Raw genomic sequence first — 20,519 nt, forward strand, 5'->3', positions numbered from 1 at the left:
ATCTAAATCAACAAATAACATCTATTTACACTCGTTAACACTAATGGACAAAGATGATGAGTCCATCTACAGCAAGTATTACAAATCAATGAAAGCACGATCCCAATATGTTGCCAATGTGTACATCGAAGAGTGCCCGTTCAACCCTGAGGGTAGATGTGGTGGTGAAATATTTGTGGGAATTTTTGTTATGGAAAGTTATGGATGTGGAATGATTTTATTTAGGAAAAGAAAGATAAATGGTAAAACAGGTAACAGCTCTGCCACCTCATCGTGACGGCCGGCCTCGACGACATCCCGGACGCCTGGGCCCGAGTGCTCACCGCGGGGATCCGACACCCCTGACCATTCCCACCGCTCCCAGGATCTGCGTGCCGATGCGGTCCGCGTCGCCGCGCTGCGCGAGGTGAACCGCGGCGGCCAGTGGGTGTCCGCGCCGGTCACCGCCGCGACGACGCAAAAGCTGGCCCCATCGGCCCCGTGCCGGCCTGAACAGTCCTGACGAGGTGGCAAAATGGATGAGCCGCGAATCGCAACCCAGCGCCTGCTGCTGCGCACGCCACAACCCGAGGACTGCGCGAGCGCAACGAACGCCGCCGCCGCGGCGTCGCGGCATTGATCGGCCGTATCGCGTGCAAGACTGCATCGCAGCAGGCCCGCAAGGACGCCATCGACCTGACGGCGGCCAGATGTTGCGGCCGCTCTTGCTGCGCGGCGCTTGCGTCGTCCCGTTCCATGCGTGGGACCGGACGGATCGCCACCGCCGCATGGCGACCGGCACACCGTAATACCCAAGTCATGATCTGTTACATATTATATATATATAAGTTATCCCCTATAACTAGTCGGATAACCATGCCGTGTGGGTATGGGGTACCCATAATCTCCACATACATTAAAATACCTAAAAACAACACCATTATTTATTATTATATCCCTAATACCTAAACATACCTAATACAAAATAAATACTCAATAAATAATTATCGAATAAATATACGCAGAGGGCGGGGTCTATCTCGATTGCGACTGGATGCCGGCCGGCGGCGCGCCGCTCGACCATGCCATCCCGATGGCCGGGCTCTCGGCCCTGGCCGAAGAGAGATTCCTCCACTCTCCAGCTCCTCCAGAATTCCGCCAACCTCCCCATGGTCGCCAAGCCCCTTTACGGTGTTGTTTCCGACGCCGTCTACATTCGTGGCCAGCACCGGAAGGCAGTTCATACATGCCCCCGGATCCCGGACTGGGAATTATCTTGCTTCAAAAGAGAGGGACCCCACATGGGCAGGCAGCCCCGCCGCCGCTTCGCCGCCGCAAATAAATTAAAACGTATAAAATTAATAAATCTTTTTTAAAAAAAATATATCTTTCAAATATAAAACATTTAAACAATATATTACACTTAATTTTCTTTCAAAAATTAAAGGGTGATCTCGTAGTTCTTGGTCTGTGAAGATGCGTTGTTAGGTGCTCCATTTTCCCATTGAGGACGAACCTCAACCTGTGCTCGAGAGATAGCTCTCCATACACAACCGCCCGCGCGGCATCACCATCAGCCCCGACGGCACCAAGGTCTATGTCTGCGCCAGCGACGACAACCTGGTGCGGGTCTTCGATGCCGAGACCTACGAGGAGCATGCCGAAGGCACCATGCGCCACAGCCGCAACTGGTACCGGGTGATGGAGACGATCCGCTATTCCGGCCTGGCGGTGATCTCGGCGATGTTCGGCGCGGTGATCGGCACTGGTACTAAAATTTGATCAGTCTATGCTAGGTTTTAGGCTTGTGAAAAGAATTGTAAAATTAGCTTTATGCAAAAGAACCTGAAGCCATTCCTTGAAATACCCTCAGAAGAACTTCAACTCTGGTGTGGGGGAAAAGAGAGCAAGACTGAGTACTACCCACTGTACTCAGCAAGTCATACCGGAATAGGGGTATGATGCAGGGAATTATCAAAGGAGCTGGCCGAAGCCGGCCCCGAGCTCGAGGACGACGGCGGCTTCGGCGAAGACGCGATGCTCTTCGACGCCGTTCCGGCCGCAGCGCCCGAGGCGGGGGATCCGAGGCGCGCGCCTATCTGCTGCTCGCCGATGGCGAGGGGCTGACCCGGCTCACCCATCTCGACATGGAGACGGTGATCGCGGTTTCGGGCGAGGCGCCGGTCGAGGCGGATCCCTCGATGCAATGGGAGGCCATCCCATCGGGGCGGCGCGGCCGTCAGCAGTCGTACAGTGACGCGGCCATCCAGGCCTGCCTGACCCTCAAGGTCCTGCTCGGCAGGACAGGCAAACCGGGGCCGCCCCACCCGCCGCACCGGAGTTCCAGGGACCATCCGATGGCCGCCTCCGGCCCCGGAATGGACCGCGGAGACCGCCTGCCGCGAGCTATTATTATTAAACCTTTAAATTAATTCCAAATCTTTACTATTATTTACTAAACTTTTCCTAAAAACCAATTACTATCCTAAATTTTCCTTTTCATATATTATCCCCGAGCTTTCCAGGAGCCGCGCCCCCGTGCGCGCCTTAGCCGTAATTACTTGGGCCGTTTCTCGCGAATCTCGGGTAGTTTGCGCAGCCCAAGCCTTAGCCGAGACAATAACGTTCAACAAATTGGGATTCATTTAGCAACCGATTTTTATCTTCCATTTGAACTCATTTCCATAATTCTTCTAGTTTCTTTAATAGGTGCAATTACTATGGCTCTCCTCCCTGGGTCACCGCGCTTCTTTTTTTTTTTTTTTCCGATATCTGCACAACCGCGCGCGACGGTGCGCGGCGCCGCGTCTGGCGCATTTTGGCCATGCAATGAATCGCGCCGGAGAAATCGGGCCGGCGGAACAGGTCGATGCGCAGGATCGGGTTGCCGCTCTTCCGCTCGGCCAGGAGGAACAGAACGATCAGCGCCGCGCCGGCCAGCTTAAAAATATTTAATTAAAATAAGAATCTAATTATTAGAATAAAATCTTGCCATAACTATGATCAGTGACGGAGCTAGCACCATTGTTATAACCAGATAACTAATAATGCTGCTGGTTGTATCGCGGTGACGGCTGCGGCTATACCGGGCGTGCGGTGGCCGATTCCGCCGATATGCCGACTGACGACCCGGCCAAGGATTATTGCAGCGGCACGCGCAGGCTCTTCGCCGAGGGCGGCCCGGACCGCGCGGTGGTCGGCGCCGACGAGGACGAGGGCCTGTTCCGCGCGGGCCAGCTCGCCGAGGCGCCGGGCGACGACCAATTACTATAAAACCTATTATAAAAATAAATTTAACCCACTTTCATCTCTCTATCTTACCTTCTTACTTTTACCTTTTACCCTTCTACCATAAAAAAACCTTTACTAATCATGTGAAAGCCTCCAACAATTAAAATGTGCAAAGATAAAAGTCAAATGAGGCTTGGAGGATTTTTGTATATTTCCTAAAAGCCTAAAATGCTTAAATAAATTTTAGCTTGCGGGGCTCAACCGACCCCGGCGCGGGGCACACAACACGTCACTGTGGCAAAATACAAGCGGATCGTGGGTCCGGCGAAGGATCGCTCCGGTTTCCGCACGTGGACTGGGTTGTTTGTAAGTAAGCTAAGTAAATAGTACACGATGGAGCTCGAGAGGACAGAATTTATTTTTTATCAAGGGAAAGAATCTAGGGTTAGTGAAAACTAATAAATCGGCCTCGGCGACGGCCTTGGCGAAGCGGCTGTACGATCCGCGGTCGGAGGCGCGGCGGCCGCGGGCGGCCTGCCCGGCATCTTGCTGGTCGAGCTTTCCGGCCAGCCGGACCCGGTCTTCACCGACACCCTCGAACTCGACATGGGCACGGTGCAGCCTTCCCTCGCCGGCCCGAAGCGCCCGCAGGACCGGGTGCTGCTCACCGAGGCCAAGATCAGATCCGTTTTTTGAGTCCATGATATAACCAAATTGGATGGATCTTCCACCCGTTTAGCTAAGAAAGAATAGATGCAGAGGTGGATAATAGATCGATATGAAGATCAAAAACGCAAAGATGCTACTGAGAAGGCCAAAAAGTCGTTGAGCATTAATGAGTTCTTGAAGCCGGCTGATGGAAAGAGGTACAACGGGAGAGGTGGAGGCTCCCGCGGAAACGAAGTGGGAAGGCTAAAACAGTCAGGAGGTTGGCTTAGAAGCAGCCACCCTTTAAAGAAAGCGTAATAGCTCACTGATCGAGTCGTCCTGCGCGGAAGATGTAACAAATCACTAAATAAACTCAAATAAAATCATCATCAAATAAAATCAAATAAAATCATCTAATAAACTTAAAAAAAATCATCATCAAATAAAATCAAATAAAATCACCAAAAAGCAGTTCGGCAGCATCATCCGCGTAGGTCGGATTCTCGAATCCGACGTTTGGCCATCGGCCAAAGCAATGTGCGTGTCTTGTTCTGCGAACAAGTGTCGGATTCGAGAAGTAGAGCGTTTATGGTGCGCAATGTGTCTCTACCGCATGCCTCAAGTTTTGAGATAAGGCTACGGTTCTATGAATGTCACTACGGCTTGGGAATACAGGGGAGGGTAATAAAAAACGAGGGGCATTCATAAAAAATAGGACTACCAATGCTCACAATATTTTTTTTATGAATGCTCCCTATAAAAAAAATTCATTGTCCTATTAAAATTTCAAATAATATTTTAGTATTTTAATAAATTCAATATTAAAAACCCTAACCTTTCCTATTAATGTGTATCTATCCGTAATATTTTAGAATATTGTGGAATTAGAGAAATTTGCACACATAGAACTCCTAACTTCCGAATAGGAGATATTTTCTAATGTTCATGATAACAACATTTGTCAATACTCTATATTTCCAGGAGTACAAAATGGTGGGCTCGATGTCTTTCATTTGGCTTCCATTTCCTTTTTTAACAAAAGAAGATTTAGTTACGATTGGAAATAAATTTTTTTGTATCTTCATCCATAGATCCTTTACTCATATTTTAAAAATTGGAACACACAAACACCAATCAGTGCTCGATCCGTCAGCTCAGCTCGCGCCATCATTAGAGAGGTCTCAAGCTTTGGGCGCATGCTGCAGAACACAGCGTGCAGTGGCTGGCACCACCCGGACAATTAGAATTAAGAAAATTTTGTCGTTATTGTCGTAAGCATACGATTCATGCCGAAATAAAGAAATAGGAGCATCTTGTGTTCGATCTTTCCAAAGATCACGCGCACCCCCGTCCCCGTCAAGACGCAACGCTGATCGGACCATCCTTGCAACCCGTCACGATCGTCAGCGGCACCGCCTATCCCTGGGGTGCCAAGAATATCGACACCCGTACAGGGTTCCGATGGTGCACCAGAGCGCGAGCAGCAGCAGGGTCGAGTCGTCGTCCTCGGCGAGGAGCACGAGCCAGACGCCCACGACGATCATCGCGAGCTGCACCGGAGGATCGAACGTCTTGAGGGCCGCGAACGCGACGACGCTCAGCCGGTCGATGACACGACCGGTCAGCCGCGCGTCGAGGTCGGCGGCGAGTGCTGTGACTTCCGGATAAATTATAAAAATTTATTATACAAAAAAATAACCAAAAAAATAAATTTTAAACATTCTTAATATACACACACATATACACAAAAAACAACCATACTAAATAATAAATATCACCGTACGGGGTCTCGTCCTCGGCGCGGTGATCACCGTCGCATTCATGGCCGCCAACATCTACATGGGGCTGAAGACGGGGATGACGTTCTCGTCCTCGATCCCCGCTCCCATAGTGGAGATAGCTTGTGGCGATCTTTTGTAGTTTGAATCTTGCGTAGAACCATATCTCCAACAATGAAGGCTCGTGACCGAACATTACGGTTATGGTAGCGCCGCGGCAGTGCAGGCCCATGGTGAAGACGGCGGCCGCTCCTTCCCACTCGCGGTCCGGTCGAGCTGGGCAGACAAGATCCGGCCGCCGCCGTCTGTTGCCCGCCGTGCATAAACTCTAAAAAAACCAAAAAAAACAAAATTCTATTATTTCCTAAAAAACTAAAAACTATTAAATATAAATACAATAAAAATATTTATAAAAAAATAACAACTACCTACAATAACTAACACCTATAATCCCAACACTTAAAAAAACTGAAATAAAAAAATCATTTAAAACCAAAAATTCGACACCAACCTAATCAACATAATAAAATTCCGCCTTCTTTAATCGCGGTGTCGGCAACGACGCAGGGTGCGCCCGGAAACACGCGGAGCATCGCCATACCCGGCCGCGACCGCGCCGCAGGTGTGGCGGAGGCGCTGGCGACGACGGTGCGATTACCAGCAGATCATGCTACTTGGGAGGACTATCATGTTGTGAAGACTCGCTTTCCAGATGCTCCAGCTTGGGGACAAGCTGAAACTCCTGCGGGCGGCACTGTCATGAATTTAACACACAAACTACTTTTATAAACTATAATTATAAAAATAACTTAACATTCAAAACCTTTATAATACTACTTTAATCTACTTAATTTATCTTACGCTACTAATACAAGCAACCTCCTCGCTCACTTCCTTGAGGTCACCTTTGGTAAAGATCAAACCAACGTTTCCCTGAAGGAGAGGAAGCAGATTCAGGATTGCAGTGTTTCCGGTGTTCTCAGAGGCTAGTAAGCATAAGGAATGGTGATCTGCAACGCTACTTATTTCGGAAATTGAGATTCTTTGTTTCTCCCTTTTTATTTGCCTGGTTTGATGATTCGCACGGCCGTGACCATGCCCTTCGTCTCGGCGGTGCCGATGAAGGTCGTCGTCACGTCCGCGCGGCCGGTCGCGGGGTTGAAGCCCGCAAAGCTCGCGTTCAGCGGATCGAACTTGGTGTAACGCATGGTGGAGAGCACCGATCAGGGCGCGCGCAATATGGTAAGCGCCATGATGCAGGCCGCCCCGACCATTGCCAAAGCGCGAGACCACATCAAATCCGGCGCGATGCATTTATTTAATATTAAATTTTTATATTACTCTTAATTTTTCACTATTATACTAATACAAAAAAATTATTTATATTTATTTTCATAAAATAATTTCCTACAAATATAATTACTGATGTTTTTAATCAAACCCGTTTGTCTATACTCAACCAAAGGAATTTTGTTTTCTTCGTTTCCGTTCAGTTCAACAGAAATTGCTAGATAGGAACCCCCCAATTCTGTCTGCCGGTAGCATTCGCGCAGCTCCTTCGAGGAGAACGCCCGCCCGGTCGCCGGATCGGTCTCGGCATAGTTCCTGAGCCGGAATTCCAGCGGGTCGAGCCCGGCGGCCCAAAAAAAATACTCAACTACATCTTCTTAATTCTTCTAAACAAAAATCTTAAACAAATAATTCTAAAATAATATCCAAAAATCTATATTATTCATATACATCCCTAACCAATTAACGAAAGCTCTGATACCACCTGATGAACCCTGAGTTCCTCTCGACACTCAAGGCTGTTGTTGGCCCGATCTTTCGGTGAGTTGTGATAACTACGATTTGGGAGAAACGTTAATAAAATTATAATCAAATAAAATCGAATATAATCATCATCAAATAAAATCAAAAATAACCATCATCAATTAATATTAAATAAAATTATCATCAAATAAAATTCAAAAAAAACCGGAACAGAGACCCGCTGATGGCCCAGGACACGGCAATGCAGACGACCGACGAATTCCTGGGCGTGAAGCCCGTGCCGGCGTGGCGCCGCTACCTGAAATGGGTGCTGAACGGAAGCTGGTCTCCCGTGTGTTACCGCACGCGGTTGGCCTAAATCCGAGCCAAGGACGCCTGGAGCGTACCGACATGCGGTGGTGAACTTGATCCATTACATTTTATCGATATAAACAAAAATATATAAAATCCTATTTATAATTAAAAAAAAAATAAAAATAACCTAAATACTTAAAAATAAAAAATATTTAAATAAAATAAAATATATTCATACTACAATATTACGTTGTAGATGTTTATTGCATGAAAGAGTAATATGATCTAGTTATTTCGTTGACAGATATGTCGAACAAACAAATATTCCAAGTTTACCATGGACCAGGAAACGTATGAAAAAGAGATGATAAGGTTTTTTTTAGATTTTTATTAAAAAAATTTTAAGGGAGTTTATTATTATTGTATTTGTTTTATAAGGTAGTTTTTTAAGTTGAAATAAAAGGATGATCCCGGCCATCGTCTCGGCGCCGCGCTCGCCCAGGGCGGAGACGGTGATCGTGCCCCCCGCCATCTCCGAAGAGCGCAGCCGCCCGGCCCGGGCGCGCGCCACCAGAAGTTTGTTCCCTCCATAGGTGGTCTTCACAGGAATAAATCGAGCTACCTTGGTTAATCGATCCACAACTACCCATATAGAATCATATCCACCTTGGGTTTTTGGAAGTCCGACGCCGGGTCCGGCCTACGAGCCCGGCATGGAGCTGCTGGGCAAGTATGTCTTCCTCTCCGAGGGCGTGCGCGGCTCGCTGTCGAAAGAGGTGATCGCCAAGTTCGATCTGATTGCATCTCGAAGGGGAAGCCGCGCGTGCGCTGCGAAGTCAGCCTGGCGACGGCGCAGGACGAGGGCTTCGTGGCCGGCGCGCGGCGCTTTCCGGGACCCTTGACGGCCACCAATTAAACAAAATACCACCGACTTCTAAAACCAAACATCTTTAAAAACCCACCCATCTACCTACAAAAAAAAACAAAAAACCTAACCTCGCCTAAACTCAAAAAAAAAACTGCGCCGTTCGATGATTGCTGAACCGGTCGCGCCACGTGGGCGCGACCCGTTCGTGCCGCTAATTCGCTTTTCGTCCGGGCAATGGGATGACGATAGGCGAACTCAGCGACGAAACCCTGGGTCTCTACATGCAGAGCATCTGCCGGTCGCGGCTTGCCGACATGCGGGCCATGGAAATCGCCGAGGCCAGCCAGGGCGGCGGCGACGAACGGCCCGCGACCCGCGCCGATCAGCGCCCCGCAGATGTAGAACAGGGCATCCGGCAGCGCCGATCCCGGCGCCGGGGCAGAGCCGAGCAGGCTGTCGCGGGTCAGCCCGACCAGCGTGGTGCTAACATACTCAACAAGCCACACAGCAAATATGCAAATGCACAGGATAACAAAGGATGGCATAATATAGCTCATTTGCAGAAAACAGCATTTAATAAATATTTAAGAGAATATAATTTTTGTATTTTTAGTAGAGAGGGGGTTTTATTATGTTGGTTAGGATGGTTTGGATTTTTTGATTTTGTGATTCGTTTTTTTCGGTTTTTTAAAGTGTTGGGATTATATCGTCCGCCTGAACTCGGGCGAGCAGCGCTACATCCATGGCGACTGCATGGCGACGGTCGGTGCGGTGTCCAACCCGGACAACCAGAACCAGAACCTCGGCAAGGCCGGTCTGCCGCAAGGCCATGAGCGACGGTGAAGCCGTCCCAAGCCTCCCGATCCGCAGGAGCGGACGCTTCCGGAAAGACGGCGCCCTGCGGCGCGCGCCGGACACGGACTCCCGCAGCAGAAGCTGGGCTGGGTTCCGGAGATCACGGCGCAGGAGATGTGCAAGGAGATGGTCGAGTCCGACTACAAGTCGGCGCGCCGCTATGCCCTGCTCAAGACGCACGGGCACAACAACTGGCGGGCAAACAGTCGTTGCTGATTGGCGTTGCCACCTCCAGTCTGGCCCTGCACGCGCCGTCGCAAATTGTCGCGGCGATTAAATCTCGCGCCGATCAACTGACACACGATTAACTTAATACAATCCAAATAAAAAACCCTTCATACCAAATATCATCCCAATATCCCTAAACCTCTATCTATTCTCAAACAAAACACAAAACTTAACCACCAAATTCGACAACACCCGTCAAGTCCAGTGCATCAGTTTCATTGCCTACAAGCCACCAAGCTTCACCGGTTAATTTCCCTTTGCTTTTGTGTAAACCTCAAAACTTTATCCCCCAATTTTGTTAGAGTAGTTTTAATTAAGTTATCGTTTTTTTAGTTTATTATTTTGTTTTCGGTATTTAGGGTATTATAGATATTTAATAATTATTCGTTGAATATGTAATTGGAAGAGCTTGGCGAAAAGTAGGGGCGGTTGCCCGCCCCCGCCCTATGAACTAGCGATGCTGTTCGGCTGAGGCGGGCGCGGCGTGGTCGCCACCCTTGGCCTCGCCACTATCACAGCAGGCAAGAGACAACCTGGCGAACTGAAACATCTTAGTAGCCAGAGGAAAAGAAAGCAAAAGCGATTCCCGTAGTAGCGGCGAGCGAAATGGGAGCAGCCTAAACCGTGACAACTGCTATTATCTTTAGTCCCAGTTCCTAACCCTAACCGGGTTTAAAAAGAATTTGGAAATAGCGGGAAAAGATCTTTACTCCCGGTTGGTGAGAACAACCGGGACTAAACACCGAAAGCGCCGAGGCGTAATCCGCCAGTTTCCAGCCCTCGGCCATATGCGCCGCGATCAGCGCCTCGAAGCGCGCGACCTGCCGCTCGGCCGGGCTGGCCGGGCGCGTCCCCCGTTTCCCGGACAGTTTTGCGGCGGCGCTAAGCTTGCCTGTTGATCATGCCGCCGCCTTCATGCCGGGGCCCTCGTGGGCCTCGACCGGTGTCCGTCCTCCGAGCGCCGCTTGGGATGGATTGGCTGACCAAGTTTAAGGGAGTCATCGATTGTGCGAATCGCACAGTCACCCTGACCAACGAGAAGGGAGAAACCGTGGTTTACAAATCTCTAGTCTCGCCGCCGTCTTCCGCGTCGGCATCAGCGCCTTGTTTGGTGTCGTTCGAACCATGCGCGTCGTCGTTGCTGCGATCGTCGTCGCGGCGCGCGTTCGCCGCCTCGTCCTGCGCACGCGGGCGCGAAGGTGAAGATGAGCGAGCGCCCGGCGCGGGCCGCCTCGGCGAAGGTCTGGAGCCAGAAGGCTTCGCGCAAGCGGATGAAGGGCTCGGAGCCAAAGTCGAACACTTTTATTAACATAATGACAACGAGCCCTTATTGCAGCTGATGCTACTAAATCCGCTGCTCTTTTTTTGGTACCAACAATTAAGAAGCTTTTTCCCTGACTTGCTGCATCAAATGTCTCCTTTGATATCCTTTTACATGTGTATTAGCCTTGATCGTGTATTTTCTGCTTGCTTAGAGCGACCGTGTTGATATCCGGCTGGAGGCAGTTCACCTGATTGGGAGGCTGTGGTGATCGAGAAGGGCCGCACGGTCTGGAGCGACAGCACCGCCGATCTGCGCGCCGCTCCGGAGGTCGCCGACCGCTACCTGTACGCCTGAACGGGTGCGGCGGCGTCCGAGCAAAGATCCTGTCCGACGACACGCTCGTCGAACTGCTTCAGGCCAAGGGCTTCGACATCGCCCGCCGCACGGTGGCGAAATACCGCGAGGCGATGGGCATCGGCAGCTCAAAAAAAAATAAATTTTATAATATAAAAATTATACTTCAATAAAATTACTAAAAACACAAATTTTTAAAAATTTAAATATATTCTACAAAAACATTAAATTTTATTTAATAAAAAACAGGGAACTGTTGCGCATCGGCGACAAACTGCGCGTCTCCGTCGTTCTCCATCTTTGTTCTAGGGTTAGTTAGAGATGTGAGGAAAACAATTTGAAGATATGCTAGAGACAATTGTTTAATTTTATTTCTCCTTTCACAAATCATGTCATCAACATCATGGCAATGTGGCGCTCATGTCTCCACATGCCGCATCTCAATTACCTTCCCAAAGGTAATTGCCCAACACTTTGCCTCCCATCAGATCGCGAACGTCAGCCAGCTTGCCGGTCACCGCCGCCGCCGCGGCCATCGCCGGCGACAACAGATGCGTACGCGCGCCAGGTCCCTGACGTCCAACTTCATATCAGTGTTGAACACTTAGTTTATTCTGTCATCCTGAATATCTGTTAACCTCTGCTCCGTCTCCACCCTTTGATGTGTAAATACCAGAGCAGCATGTAGTTGCTACATTAAATGGAATCGAATGTAATTATCGAACGGAATCGAATGGTATTATTGAATGGAATTTAATGGAATTATTATTGAATGGATTTGAATGGAATTATTATTGAATGGAATTGAAGCTGCGCGCCGAGGGACGCGCGGCGGAGCAGGCGGACGGCAGATGGAGGCTGGCCGACTGAGGCAGAGCTTCAGGCCGGCTCGGGGGCGACGGCGCAGAGCGCATCGACGAGAGCGGCACCGAGACGTTGCGGATCACGCCGAAGACACTGGCCAGCGCGCGGTCGGGATCGGTGTCCTGCGGGATCGCATTGACGTAGAAGGACGCCCGGGCGAAGCGGTCCGCCCCTTGATTTTTTATTCGACATAGAATGAAGTAAGGATTATACATGTAGTTTTTAAAATTTAACCCTAAATTACATTTACTCTAGACTCTAAATTTCTAAAGACGAAACTAAGCCCGAAGCTGCCGAAGGCATCCGGGCTGTCGACGCCGAAGGCGCGGCCGATCCGCCCCGCCGCCGCCTGGCTGTCGAAGCTCGCGGCGCCGAGCGGGGTCAGCACCAGCCCCACTAAAATAAACAACAACATTCTCAAAAACTTCTTTAAAATATTTACAATAAACTCACAAAATTAAACATACCTTTCCGTAAAACAATTTTAAAACACTCTATTTATAAAATCCCTGACGAACTTCGTGAAAACCCGTCACAATTTCTTGATAAAGTGATTGAAGTGCGATACAATGATATTGTACAAAACAAAGATGAACCCGATTTTCATGCATTGTATTTGCCGCGCGGTGATCGAGCGCGACAGCGGCGACTGGGTCGGCCGCGTCGGCCCGCATCAGCCCGAGGGCTGGCCGGGAACGGAAATCGGCTGGGGCATCCAGCGCGGATTCGCCGGCCCGGCCAGCCAGTGCGGCAGGCTTTTTCCGGCCGCCCCGGCCTGTGCAGCGGCTGCGCCCGTCGCGGGATGGAGCTGCACCAGCTGGTCGATGGCGGCACCGGCAGCGGATTGCGAACCACCTGCGCATCCTCCGCCAGGCAAAGCTCGTCATCGGCGACCGTGACGGACGCTCCATCACCTACCGGCTGTTCGATGACCACGTCGTCGAGTTCTTCGACCAGGCACGGTGACCCGGCCGTCCTGCATCAGCGCCACCCGGGCGATGCCGCGGGCCGGGTCGGTGACCGTCACCGCCTCGGCATCGGGCAGGCCGAAGAGCCGCTTGGCATGGTCTTCCCAAAATTTCAAATAAATATCTTTCGTCCTTTTAATTTAATATAATAAAAAATATTACCTTTAATATAATCAAAATTATATAACATAATACTTCTTCTTAATACTATTATTTTTACACTTGAAGCCTCTGTGCTCTGCCTCCAGTTGCAACCAAAGCCTTGGATGGTTTCAGAGGTAATGGCTTAAGGAAAGGAGACGAACGGGTCTGGTTAAGTGGTGTGACCAATGACACGGCGCGCCGGTGGTCTGGGCGGCGGCGGGTATCGCGCACAGCGTCGTACCGGCAGCCACGGCGGCGATGATGAGGGTACGCATGACTTTACTCCTTTACTGACAGGCCACGGATTTTCTTATTATATTTTATTATTTTAAATTCAATTTTCCCTACATTCAATTTACCCCGATCAAATCAAAAATTAACAAACTACAACCCATATACCAAATCCAACTATTATCTAATGGCCGCTCCTGGCAGACCAGCTTTGCCGGGACGGCAGCGCGGATCACCGGCTGGCGTCCCGACGGGCCGGAAGCCGTCCTCCTCGAGCGGGGCAAGCGAGGGACAGCTGGCGATGGCCGCTCCTGGCAGACCAGCTTTGCCGGGACGCCGGCGCGGATCACCGGCTGGCGTCCCGGCGGGCCGGAAGCCGGCCTCCTCGAGCGGGGCAAGCGAGGGACAGCTGGCGCATCCTGATGGTCTCGGCCAATGCCCAGGACGCGCAGGTCGGCGCGGTGCGCGAGGCGGGCGCGGCTCACGACGCCTTCCTGGCGAAGCCGGTGGAGGAGGGCGCGCTCCTGAATCAAAGGACAGCCCTCCATGGACAGGAAGAAACATCCGGCGCAACCGTGTCCGCCCGAGTTCCGCGAGCGGGCAGGCCAGACGGCCATCGACCATCCCGGCAGCCACGTGTCTCCTTCCAGAATGCCGCTATCGACCCGAACGCCCGCGCCCTGCGGCTCTTCCACCAGGAGCACCTCGCCGATAGCCGGACGGAAATCGGCGGCGGCATCCTCCGCACAGATGCGCACTGGCGGACATGGCTCGGGCGGCAGGGGGCAGCTCCGCTCCGGCCCGGGCGGCTGCCAGGGCCAGCCATCTTCGGTTCGGCGTTCTGCGCTGTTGCCGCTGGTGCGATCCGGCCCCCCGACCTGGAAACCCACCAGTTCCTTCCGGCCCTCAGGCGTTGCCCCGATCACGACCAGCATGCATTCGGCCACGGGCTCCATCCGGGCCTGCAGGTAGACGCCGTCCGCCCGAAGGGGATGCCCTCGTCCTTCAGGAACGCCATCCGTTCCTGCCCGGCGAAGTCGCGGTCGGCCATCAGCAGGCGCGCCTTGGGCAGGTCGAAAGCGGGCCAGCTGGCGCCGAACGTCCATCTCGTCCGCGACGTCCTCGAAGCGCGGCATCGGCGTCTTGGCAACCGGCGGCTCGGCCCGGCGCGGGCGGATGAACACGGCGGGGCTGCCGGTTTCTTCAGGGTCCGCGTGCCGGCCTGCATGGGGCGCCGCCCGGCCTCGCCTCGACCCGTCCCCCGGACGGTTCGCCGCTTCGCGGACCGGCGCGACCTCCCCGCCAGCAGCGGCGCAAGCTGAACGGCAACAGGGTGCCGGCGTCGAAGATCGGCGCCGTCGCCTGGCCGATGATCNTAGGTTAGGGGTTAAATAACAAACCAATAATCTCCAATGCCCAATTGTTTATCACAAAATAATAATCAAAAATACCTTTGATTTTACAAAAGGTACATCCACAAATATAAGCACTTGTGGATTTTTTTAGAGAGATTAAGGACATAGGGAAAATAATATAGTAAAATAACGCCGGAACATTAGTGCAGGCAGCTTCCACAGCAATGGCATCCTGGTCATCCAGCGGATAGTTAATGATCAGCCCACTGACGCGTTGCGCGAGAAGATTGTGCACCGCCGCTTTACAGGCTTCGACGCCGCTTCGTTCTACCATAAATAAGATTTATTATACGACTCATTTTGTATTTCCAAAAACAATCAAACTTAAAATCCGATTAAAAACGGATTAGTATTTCCAAAAACGAACAAACTTAAAAATCAACTCAAATATGGATGACGTACCAAAATACTGGCAAAAACATCTAAATATTCATAGTATATTTATGGTTACAGATGTGATCCGCAAGCGCACGGATATACCATTGTAGCATTTCACCCGGAAGTATTCCAAGATATCGTATTTGTTTAATCCCAAAGGAAGATATGATAAGAGAGTACTATGCTAATAGTTTATAAATAGCTAAGGACACATATAAAAAGTTTTACTCGTAATTTTTTTGTCGTTCATAAGCCATTATGGCTTATAATCAGCTTATGCCAAACTATGTATGGCACACATTGGGGAGGTATGTATGGACATATATAATGACCAAGTTGCGGAAGAAAATTAATTATTTCTTGCAGTTTTTGTTTCTTTTTCTTCTCAACGATAGGCATTTGGATTAACACGCCGGTTCATCCATGGCCATCTTGAATAAAACTTAATTAATTTGTTATTGCAGGGGAAGTGGAGATCCATCTCGATCGATCGATAAAATTATAACCATCTAAAACTTAAAAAATAAAAAAAATAAAAAAAAATAAAATATAAAAAACCATATATTAAATACAAAATACACTACTTAAATAACAAATACACCAAAATCTCAAAAATCACCACTAAAAAACTTATCCATATAACCAAAAATTTATCTATGGTTACCTATTTCTTACTTTAGAAGCTAAATTTGGGTATTGACAGTGAGGTCACTACAAGAAACCCCCTACTGACTCTGTTACACCGGTATTAATTGTACATACAAGCACCAAAATGAATTCAATGATCTGCTCCAAGAAATTTAGTTTTTGTTATAAGGGAGAATTTATATAGGTATATATAGGTGTATATAATGTTGTAGTTTATTTATTTATGTTTTTAAAAAATTGTTTTATAGGTATTTGAAATTAATTGCGATAAGAAATATATAAATATGGTTTTTTATATTTTACTGCTTTCAACTACTGCTTTGAAATGCCGGCTTTATGCAAAAGAACCTTTAGCCTCCCTTGGATATATCTTGCATCATACCTCCTCTTCCGGTATGACTTGCTGAGTACCGTGGGTAGTACTCAGTCTTGCTCTTTTCCCCCTCACAAATGTTGCCCTGGCTGGCTTTGCTGCGATGCAGCAAGCCAACGTGGGCGGAGAGTGGCGGTTCCCCGGTTTCCTTCCCGCAGGCGGGAGGGGAACAGGTCAGGCCGCCTTCGCGAGTGCCTCGGCGATCAGCTTGCGGCTGTTGTCGATAAATGGTAAGTTGACTAATATGAGAAAAAAATGCATAGCATGCTAAACAACAGAGAGACGAATTACCTGTCAACATCCAACTTCTTTAACAAGTGGAACCCATGTCTTGTCCTAGAAAGTTCGGTTTGCACAGCCAACAGCTCAACCACAAAAGAAAAACTCCTACATGGTTCGTGGGACAAAAATGATGATTCTAGTGAATTACAACTTAAATATGTGGCCAATATCATGATCATCTCAGAAAGTGAGATCAGTGTGCCCACAAAGAAATAATTCATCTTCATATACACACACACACTGAAAGAAGTTATTTTTTCTGTATAATCATCCGACATTTGGTCGATAAGCATCCTAAGCGTATCAGAGCTGCACATGTCATTAGACACCAATGCTCAACTTTTCTGAAGTGTTTGTGCATCATAGTTGTTTAGAGATAAGATAATGTTGAGCAAAGAGAGTACCTTCATTGGTAAGCTCCATGTAGCTTTTATGTGCATGCGTTTGAGTGGCAATCCACAGGCCCTTTATTTCCCCCCCTTCACTTTATTTACATGCATGCATGCATGCGGTGTGCTGCTCCTGTTGTTGATAGATGCATGCAAAGCCTTTGCTCTGATGGTCAGAATCCCTCTATTTATTCGTTTTGTTTGTTAATTTTGTTTGTTAATAATGTTAGTGAAGTAATCCATCAGTTGATTTATAACCCCCTCGCCAATGAAATTAATTCACTTTTATGAAGCGAGGAGAAAGAAAGTAAGCAATATTGAAAGAAGAAGTCCGCATAGGAACCCAATACGAAATTAATCAAAATTCTAAAATTAGAAAAAAAAAGAAGAGTCCAAGTAGGTATACAATTTAAATATAACTGAAATTTGCAATTAAAGAAATAAGGAATATTGAAAAGTTGCTCGCGAGCAGGAGGGCAGCCAGGGGCGCGAAGGCGGCGCCAATGAACCAGGAGGCGGTCGCCGTAGTCCCGGCGCCCGTATAACGGTGCCGCGCCGAGAAGCTGCTGTTGGTCGCGCCCGACGATTGGCCGAAGGATAGCCCAAAGGAATTGCTTACCTTGAGTTTTCAGAAGGCAAAGAGAAGGCGTTGGAACTAAATGGAAGTGATATGGGAGGAGGATTCTATCTTGTAGTCGATGAGCCTAGACCGAGAGGAGATAGCAGTGGTGGTGGTGGATTTGGAAGGGGCAATAACAAACGAAAAGAACAGCTTAAAGAAGAATTTCAGCAATTCATTGCCCATGAGAAAAAGAAACTCCAAGCTGTCTATGAACATTCTGAAACCTTTTATAAACGAATACATCAAGCCGTCAGTACGTTAAAAAAATCATGCAGCACAAATAACAAATTATCTTTGTATAAAGGCTGGTTGGTGTGAAAGGAGCACAATGCTCGATTTTCGATCAATGATCACGAACGGTAGTGCAACTTTTCGAAGCTATTTTGAGATTGTTGTTTGGAAGGAGGCCGAGTTGTTTTGAGATAACCGTACAACAATATACTCTAAAATACCCAAAATTCTAAATAAATATTATATTAACATCACTATAACATAAAATATTACTCACGAAAAACATATTACCATTCAATCTTTTAAATATATTCCTCAAAAAACATCATCTCAAATATCTAAACACCAACCAACAAGATCTAAAACTTAGAATATATGATTTTATATATTGCTATGAAGTTAGTTTGATAATCGATTTATGACAGACCTCCATCTCAAGAACATTCCCCGAGTTGAGTATTGGTATTTCTTAACGATATTAATGAAAATAATAATCCTAGCAACACTTAAGTAGTATGAGTCTGTGAGATTCTGATGAAACTACACTAGGCTTGCTTGTTAGTTACTCAGGTCATATATAAGGAGAACCATTTCCATAGTCTATTATACACTAGAAACTATTGGATTGTGTTTCTTCAGTATCTTGTAGATAACACTTTTATATACATTCAATATCAAAAAAAAAACAAAAAATTAACTTCTAATATCACTCGTATATTAAAAATTAACTTCCTAAACAAAATTATTACTAACCCTAAATATAAAAACCATAACAAAAAATTCTCTTAACCAAATAAAAAAAACAGCACGACGCCTACTTCGCCGAACTGGCGCAGTTCGTCAGCAACGGCCTGGCCGCCTGCGGCTACGCCTACTGCAAGGGCGGCATCATGGCCAGCAACCCCAAGTGGCGCCAGCCGCTGAAGGTCTGGCGCGGCTACTTCACGCGCTAACAGGATTGTCCCTCCAGAACCACCACCAATCCCTCCTTTATATGTCCCATTCGAATTTTTTTTAGTGCCTCTATGGCTTTCACCATCAGAGCTCAAGGAGCCATAAATTAGCAATTTTGATAGTGGCCATTTCATGGATCCAACAACTAACAGGCGAGTTGCCTCGCTGCGACTGATGGCCAGCAGGCCCGGGCGGCTCAAAGCTCGGTTGAGGTCGCCGTGCAGCACCGTCATAGTAATGAAATCAGGCAGATTAGCCGTGGCCAGGTACACTTTGCTCAGGCGCACCTGTTCACCCAACCAATACTAATACATTATTATTAACTAAAATCCACAAATTATTTAAATTTCTATAATTTTTACCTAATATCTTTTCCTTTCTAAAATACCATTAAATACCACATTACACTTACTCACCATATCTCTTTAATCTCTTCTTAACTATAACAACCACCCACGACTACCATGATTCTTGAATTTATTACTGATATTAAATTTGTTCATTAGGGTTCAAGTTGCTTAAGCAAATAAAATAAGACAGGCTCCAACATAGTTATGCCACACACCGGCATAACCATGCCCCACACAACTCAAGAAGAACCATCGACCAGGTCGTTCATGCGGTTGAAGGTGCGCAGCAGGGTCGACTTGCCGCAGCCGCTCGGGCCGATGAAGGCGGTCACGCGCTGCTTGGGGATGTCCATCCTGACGTCGAACAGCGCCTGCTTCTGACCGTAGAACAGGTTCAAACCAGTCGAACTTGTCGAGGAGGGAGAGGTTCGGCTTGTCGAAGTCGACGAGGATCGCCGTCGAGACCGTCACGAGGATGCCCGGCACGACGTTGACCAGGAACAGCCAGTGCCAGGACATGAGGTCGGTCAGGTAGCCGCCAACCGTGAACCCGAACGGCGAGAAATACGGGTAGCCGAGCACGCCCGTCGAATTGTTCGCCGGCACGATCGCGCGCGGATAGACGTCGAACAGGTTACTGACGCCCAGCCCGAACTGTGCGCCCTTCGGCGCCGAATAGCGCAGTTCGAGGTCGGTGAACCTAATCAACTCCCAAAACCCCTCACCTCTTAATACCATCAAATTAAAAATTAAATTTCAACATACAAATTTTAAAAAAAAACAAACTTTCATATTATAACGAATAACATTAACATCTTAACAACATTAAATCTTCCCATCCATAAACAACCTTTAAGTTTACTTCTAAAATTCAAAATCAGTTTTGGATTATAATTTGCAGCAGAGCCAGACAGGTTTTAATAATTACAATTGATATCAGAACCTTACTACTGTAATCAATTAAGGAAAGACTATATTTGGTCTCTTATAATTATGAAACCGCCACTACTTTACATTGTGCGCTGCTATCACATTGTGAGTCTGCTGTTAACGTTTTTAATTGTTGATGCGCCTTTTGGATGTTTTCTCTTGTTGGTTGTTCCTGCATTTGTGGGTCTAACTTAGTCGCTTGCTTGCCTTTCGTTAGAACTAATTAAGGAGTAATTAGTTAAAGCCTCCCTGCAGCTTTCCAATAATAGAGGACCCAGGTGTCTTCGCTCCTGGAAGGAATACCAGTCATGAGGGTGTGCTTCCCAATAAAATACCTAGGTTTGCCTCTTTCAACATGAAGACTGCGAACTAAGAGATACATCATATTAGTGTGGGATAATCATATAATGAAATGCGCCGAATGGATCTTTAGTTTTGAGTGTAACTTCATCGCACTTGTTTATCCTT

19 protein-coding genes, 6 pseudogenes and 1 other annotated feature are annotated in these 20,519 nt (G+C 48.1%); of the genes and pseudogenes, 16 read left to right on the forward strand and 9 right to left on the reverse strand.

Going from position 1 to position 20,519, the window contains the following annotated elements; genetic code table 11:
• The first annotated feature begins 1,061 nt into the window (after positions 1-1,061).
• The 8 genes and pseudogenes from C7T91_RS39235 to C7T91_RS39255 all read left to right on the forward strand — a co-directional run bounded on the left by C7T91_RS39235 (position 1,062) and on the right by C7T91_RS39255 (position 5,778).
• Positions 1,062-1,355 carry a hypothetical protein gene (locus tag C7T91_RS39235; RefSeq protein WP_108258932.1) on the forward strand — a complete coding sequence of 98 codons (294 nt, stop codon included), beginning with the start codon at positions 1,062-1,064 and terminating at the stop codon, positions 1,353-1,355.
• A gap of 247 nt (positions 1,356-1,602) precedes the next feature.
• Positions 1,603-1,761, forward strand: coding sequence for a hypothetical protein (locus C7T91_RS08815; protein ID WP_201742031.1), 159 nt, complete (start codon positions 1,603-1,605; stop codon positions 1,759-1,761).
• Between the two features lie 410 nt (positions 1,762-2,171).
• Positions 2,172-2,279 (forward strand): annotated as a pseudogene (locus C7T91_RS08820) (transposase); the annotation flags it as partial.
• Positions 2,280-2,570: 291 nt separating this feature from the next.
• On the forward strand, positions 2,571-2,924 hold the full coding sequence (locus C7T91_RS39240; RefSeq protein WP_407943280.1) for an NADH-quinone oxidoreductase subunit J: 354 nt from the start codon (positions 2,571-2,573) through the stop codon (positions 2,922-2,924).
• A gap of 112 nt (positions 2,925-3,036) precedes the next feature.
• Positions 3,037-3,249, forward strand: a pseudogene (locus C7T91_RS39245) (hypothetical protein); the annotation flags it as partial.
• A 507-nt stretch (positions 3,250-3,756) separates the two neighbouring features.
• Positions 3,757-3,906 carry an aconitase family protein gene (locus tag C7T91_RS35200; RefSeq protein WP_236638121.1) on the forward strand — a complete coding sequence of 50 codons (150 nt, stop codon included), beginning with the start codon at positions 3,757-3,759 and terminating at the stop codon, positions 3,904-3,906.
• 198 nt (positions 3,907-4,104) lie between these two features.
• Positions 4,105-4,224 (forward strand) — a sequence feature (23S ribosomal RNA rRNA prediction is too short).
• An 847-nt stretch (positions 4,225-5,071) separates the two neighbouring features.
• Positions 5,072-5,164 (forward strand): 50S ribosomal protein L33, encoded by a 93-nt coding sequence (gene rpmG / locus C7T91_RS39250; RefSeq protein WP_108258936.1) that lies wholly within the window; start codon positions 5,072-5,074, stop codon positions 5,162-5,164.
• A 467-nt stretch (positions 5,165-5,631) separates the two neighbouring features.
• Positions 5,632-5,778, forward strand: coding sequence for an OPT/YSL family transporter (locus C7T91_RS39255; RefSeq protein WP_407943281.1), 147 nt, complete (start codon positions 5,632-5,634; stop codon positions 5,776-5,778).
• 916 nt (positions 5,779-6,694) lie between these two features.
• On the opposite strand, the gene C7T91_RS32365 is transcribed toward C7T91_RS39255, so the two are convergent.
• A complete protein-coding gene (locus tag C7T91_RS32365) occupies positions 6,695-6,844 on the reverse strand; it encodes a hypothetical protein (protein ID WP_161555810.1) in 150 nt (49 codons plus the stop codon).
• On the opposite strand from C7T91_RS32365, the gene C7T91_RS32370 reads away from it, so the two are divergent.
• Both C7T91_RS32370 and C7T91_RS37795 read left to right on the forward strand, forming a co-directional pair.
• On the forward strand, positions 6,843-6,983 hold the full coding sequence (locus C7T91_RS32370) for a hypothetical protein (protein WP_161555811.1): 141 nt from the start codon (positions 6,843-6,845) through the stop codon (positions 6,981-6,983). The genes C7T91_RS32365 and C7T91_RS32370 overlap by 2 nt on opposite strands.
• A 649-nt stretch (positions 6,984-7,632) precedes the next feature.
• Positions 7,633-7,767, forward strand: coding sequence for a hypothetical protein (locus tag C7T91_RS37795; protein WP_269100786.1), 135 nt, complete (start codon positions 7,633-7,635; stop codon positions 7,765-7,767).
• Between the two features lie 315 nt (positions 7,768-8,082).
• Here C7T91_RS37795 and C7T91_RS08860 read toward each other — a convergent pair whose 3' ends face one another.
• A complete protein-coding gene (locus C7T91_RS08860) occupies positions 8,083-8,307 on the reverse strand; it encodes a 2-oxo acid dehydrogenase subunit E2 (RefSeq protein WP_236638122.1) in 225 nt (74 codons plus the stop codon).
• Between the two features lie 109 nt (positions 8,308-8,416).
• On the opposite strand from C7T91_RS08860, the gene C7T91_RS35205 reads away from it, so the two are divergent.
• Positions 8,417-8,605: a hypothetical protein gene (locus C7T91_RS35205; protein WP_236638129.1), complete on the forward strand. Its 189-nt coding sequence runs from the start codon at positions 8,417-8,419 to the stop codon at positions 8,603-8,605.
• A 64-nt stretch (positions 8,606-8,669) separates the two neighbouring features.
• On the opposite strand, the gene C7T91_RS31480 is transcribed toward C7T91_RS35205, so the two are convergent.
• Entirely contained in the window at positions 8,670-9,128 is a 459-nt protein-coding gene (locus tag C7T91_RS31480; protein ID WP_145962818.1) for a hypothetical protein, read from the reverse strand.
• A 151-nt stretch (positions 9,129-9,279) separates the two neighbouring features.
• Here C7T91_RS31480 and rplB point away from each other — a divergent pair.
• Positions 9,280-9,387: pseudogene (gene rplB / locus C7T91_RS08870) on the forward strand (50S ribosomal protein L2); the annotation flags it as partial.
• A gap of 1,237 nt (positions 9,388-10,624) precedes the next feature.
• Positions 10,625-10,963 carry a hypothetical protein gene (locus C7T91_RS32375; protein WP_161555812.1) on the forward strand — a complete coding sequence of 113 codons (339 nt, stop codon included), beginning with the start codon at positions 10,625-10,627 and terminating at the stop codon, positions 10,961-10,963.
• A 46-nt stretch (positions 10,964-11,009) separates the two neighbouring features.
• On the opposite strand, the pseudogene C7T91_RS39260 reads toward C7T91_RS32375, so the two are convergent.
• Positions 11,010-11,081 (reverse strand): annotated as a pseudogene (locus tag C7T91_RS39260) (hypothetical protein); the annotation flags it as partial.
• 220 nt (positions 11,082-11,301) lie between these two features.
• On the opposite strand from C7T91_RS39260, the gene C7T91_RS35210 reads away from it, so the two are divergent.
• Positions 11,302-11,445, forward strand: coding sequence for an RNA polymerase factor sigma-54 (locus tag C7T91_RS35210; RefSeq protein WP_269100799.1), 144 nt, complete (start codon positions 11,302-11,304; stop codon positions 11,443-11,445).
• A 926-nt stretch (positions 11,446-12,371) separates the two neighbouring features.
• On the opposite strand, the gene C7T91_RS32380 is transcribed toward C7T91_RS35210, so the two are convergent.
• The 4 genes and pseudogenes from C7T91_RS32380 to C7T91_RS39270 all read right to left on the reverse strand — a co-directional run bounded on the left by C7T91_RS32380 (position 12,372) and on the right by C7T91_RS39270 (position 15,168).
• Positions 12,372-12,545: a hypothetical protein gene (locus C7T91_RS32380; protein WP_161555813.1), complete on the reverse strand. Its 174-nt coding sequence runs from the start codon at positions 12,543-12,545 to the stop codon at positions 12,372-12,374.
• A gap of 501 nt (positions 12,546-13,046) precedes the next feature.
• Positions 13,047-13,220 carry a hypothetical protein gene (locus C7T91_RS32385; RefSeq protein ID WP_161555814.1) on the reverse strand — a complete coding sequence of 58 codons (174 nt, stop codon included), beginning with the start codon at positions 13,218-13,220 and terminating at the stop codon, positions 13,047-13,049.
• A 903-nt stretch (positions 13,221-14,123) separates the two neighbouring features.
• Positions 14,124-14,462: pseudogene (locus C7T91_RS39265) on the reverse strand (hypothetical protein); the annotation flags it as partial.
• 397 nt (positions 14,463-14,859) lie between these two features.
• The gene (locus tag C7T91_RS39270) at positions 14,860-15,168 is read right to left on the reverse strand and encodes a hypothetical protein (protein ID WP_407943278.1); all 309 of its coding nucleotides are present in this window, start codon (positions 15,166-15,168) and stop codon (positions 14,860-14,862) included.
• A 2,445-nt stretch (positions 15,169-17,613) separates the two neighbouring features.
• Between C7T91_RS39270 and C7T91_RS33415 the strand changes: the two genes are divergently transcribed.
• Complete coding sequence (locus C7T91_RS33415) at positions 17,614-17,904, forward strand: EAL-associated domain-containing protein (RefSeq protein WP_201742034.1); 291 nt, start codon at positions 17,614-17,616, stop codon at positions 17,902-17,904.
• A 722-nt stretch (positions 17,905-18,626) separates the two neighbouring features.
• Positions 18,627-18,761, forward strand: a pseudogene (locus C7T91_RS08935) (DUF294 nucleotidyltransferase-like domain-containing protein); the annotation flags it as partial.
• A 528-nt stretch (positions 18,762-19,289) separates the two neighbouring features.
• Here C7T91_RS08935 and C7T91_RS40355 read toward each other — a convergent pair.
• The gene (locus tag C7T91_RS40355; protein WP_330848831.1) at positions 19,290-19,829 is read right to left on the reverse strand and encodes a hypothetical protein; all 540 of its coding nucleotides are present in this window, start codon (positions 19,827-19,829) and stop codon (positions 19,290-19,292) included.
• Positions 19,830-20,519 lie beyond the last annotated feature (690 nt).

The organism is Mangrovicoccus ximenensis (assembly GCF_003056725.1).
Taxonomy (GTDB): Bacteria; Pseudomonadota; Alphaproteobacteria; order Rhodobacterales; family Rhodobacteraceae; genus Mangrovicoccus; species Mangrovicoccus ximenensis.

Coding starts and splice junctions, on each gene's coding strand:
- C7T91_RS39235 (WP_108258932.1), top strand. CDS start 1,062: ATGCCATCCCGATGGCCGGGCTCTCGGCCCTGGCCGAAGAGAGATTCC.
- C7T91_RS32370 (WP_161555811.1), top strand. CDS start 6,843: ATGGTGGAGAGCACCGATCAGGGCGCGCGCAATATGGTAAGCGCCATG.
- C7T91_RS32365 (WP_161555810.1), bottom strand. CDS start 6,844: ATGCGTTACACCAAGTTCGATCCGCTGAACGCGAGCTTTGCGGGCTTC.
- C7T91_RS37795 (WP_269100786.1), top strand. CDS start 7,633: ATGGCCCAGGACACGGCAATGCAGACGACCGACGAATTCCTGGGCGTG.
- C7T91_RS35205 (WP_236638129.1), top strand. CDS start 8,417: ATGGAGCTGCTGGGCAAGTATGTCTTCCTCTCCGAGGGCGTGCGCGGC.
- C7T91_RS31480 (WP_145962818.1), bottom strand. CDS start 9,128: ATGAGCTATATTATGCCATCCTTTGTTATCCTGTGCATTTGCATATTT.
- C7T91_RS32375 (WP_161555812.1), top strand. CDS start 10,625: ATGGATTGGCTGACCAAGTTTAAGGGAGTCATCGATTGTGCGAATCGC.
- C7T91_RS39270 (WP_407943278.1), bottom strand. CDS start 15,168: ATGGTAGAACGAAGCGGCGTCGAAGCCTGTAAAGCGGCGGTGCACAAT.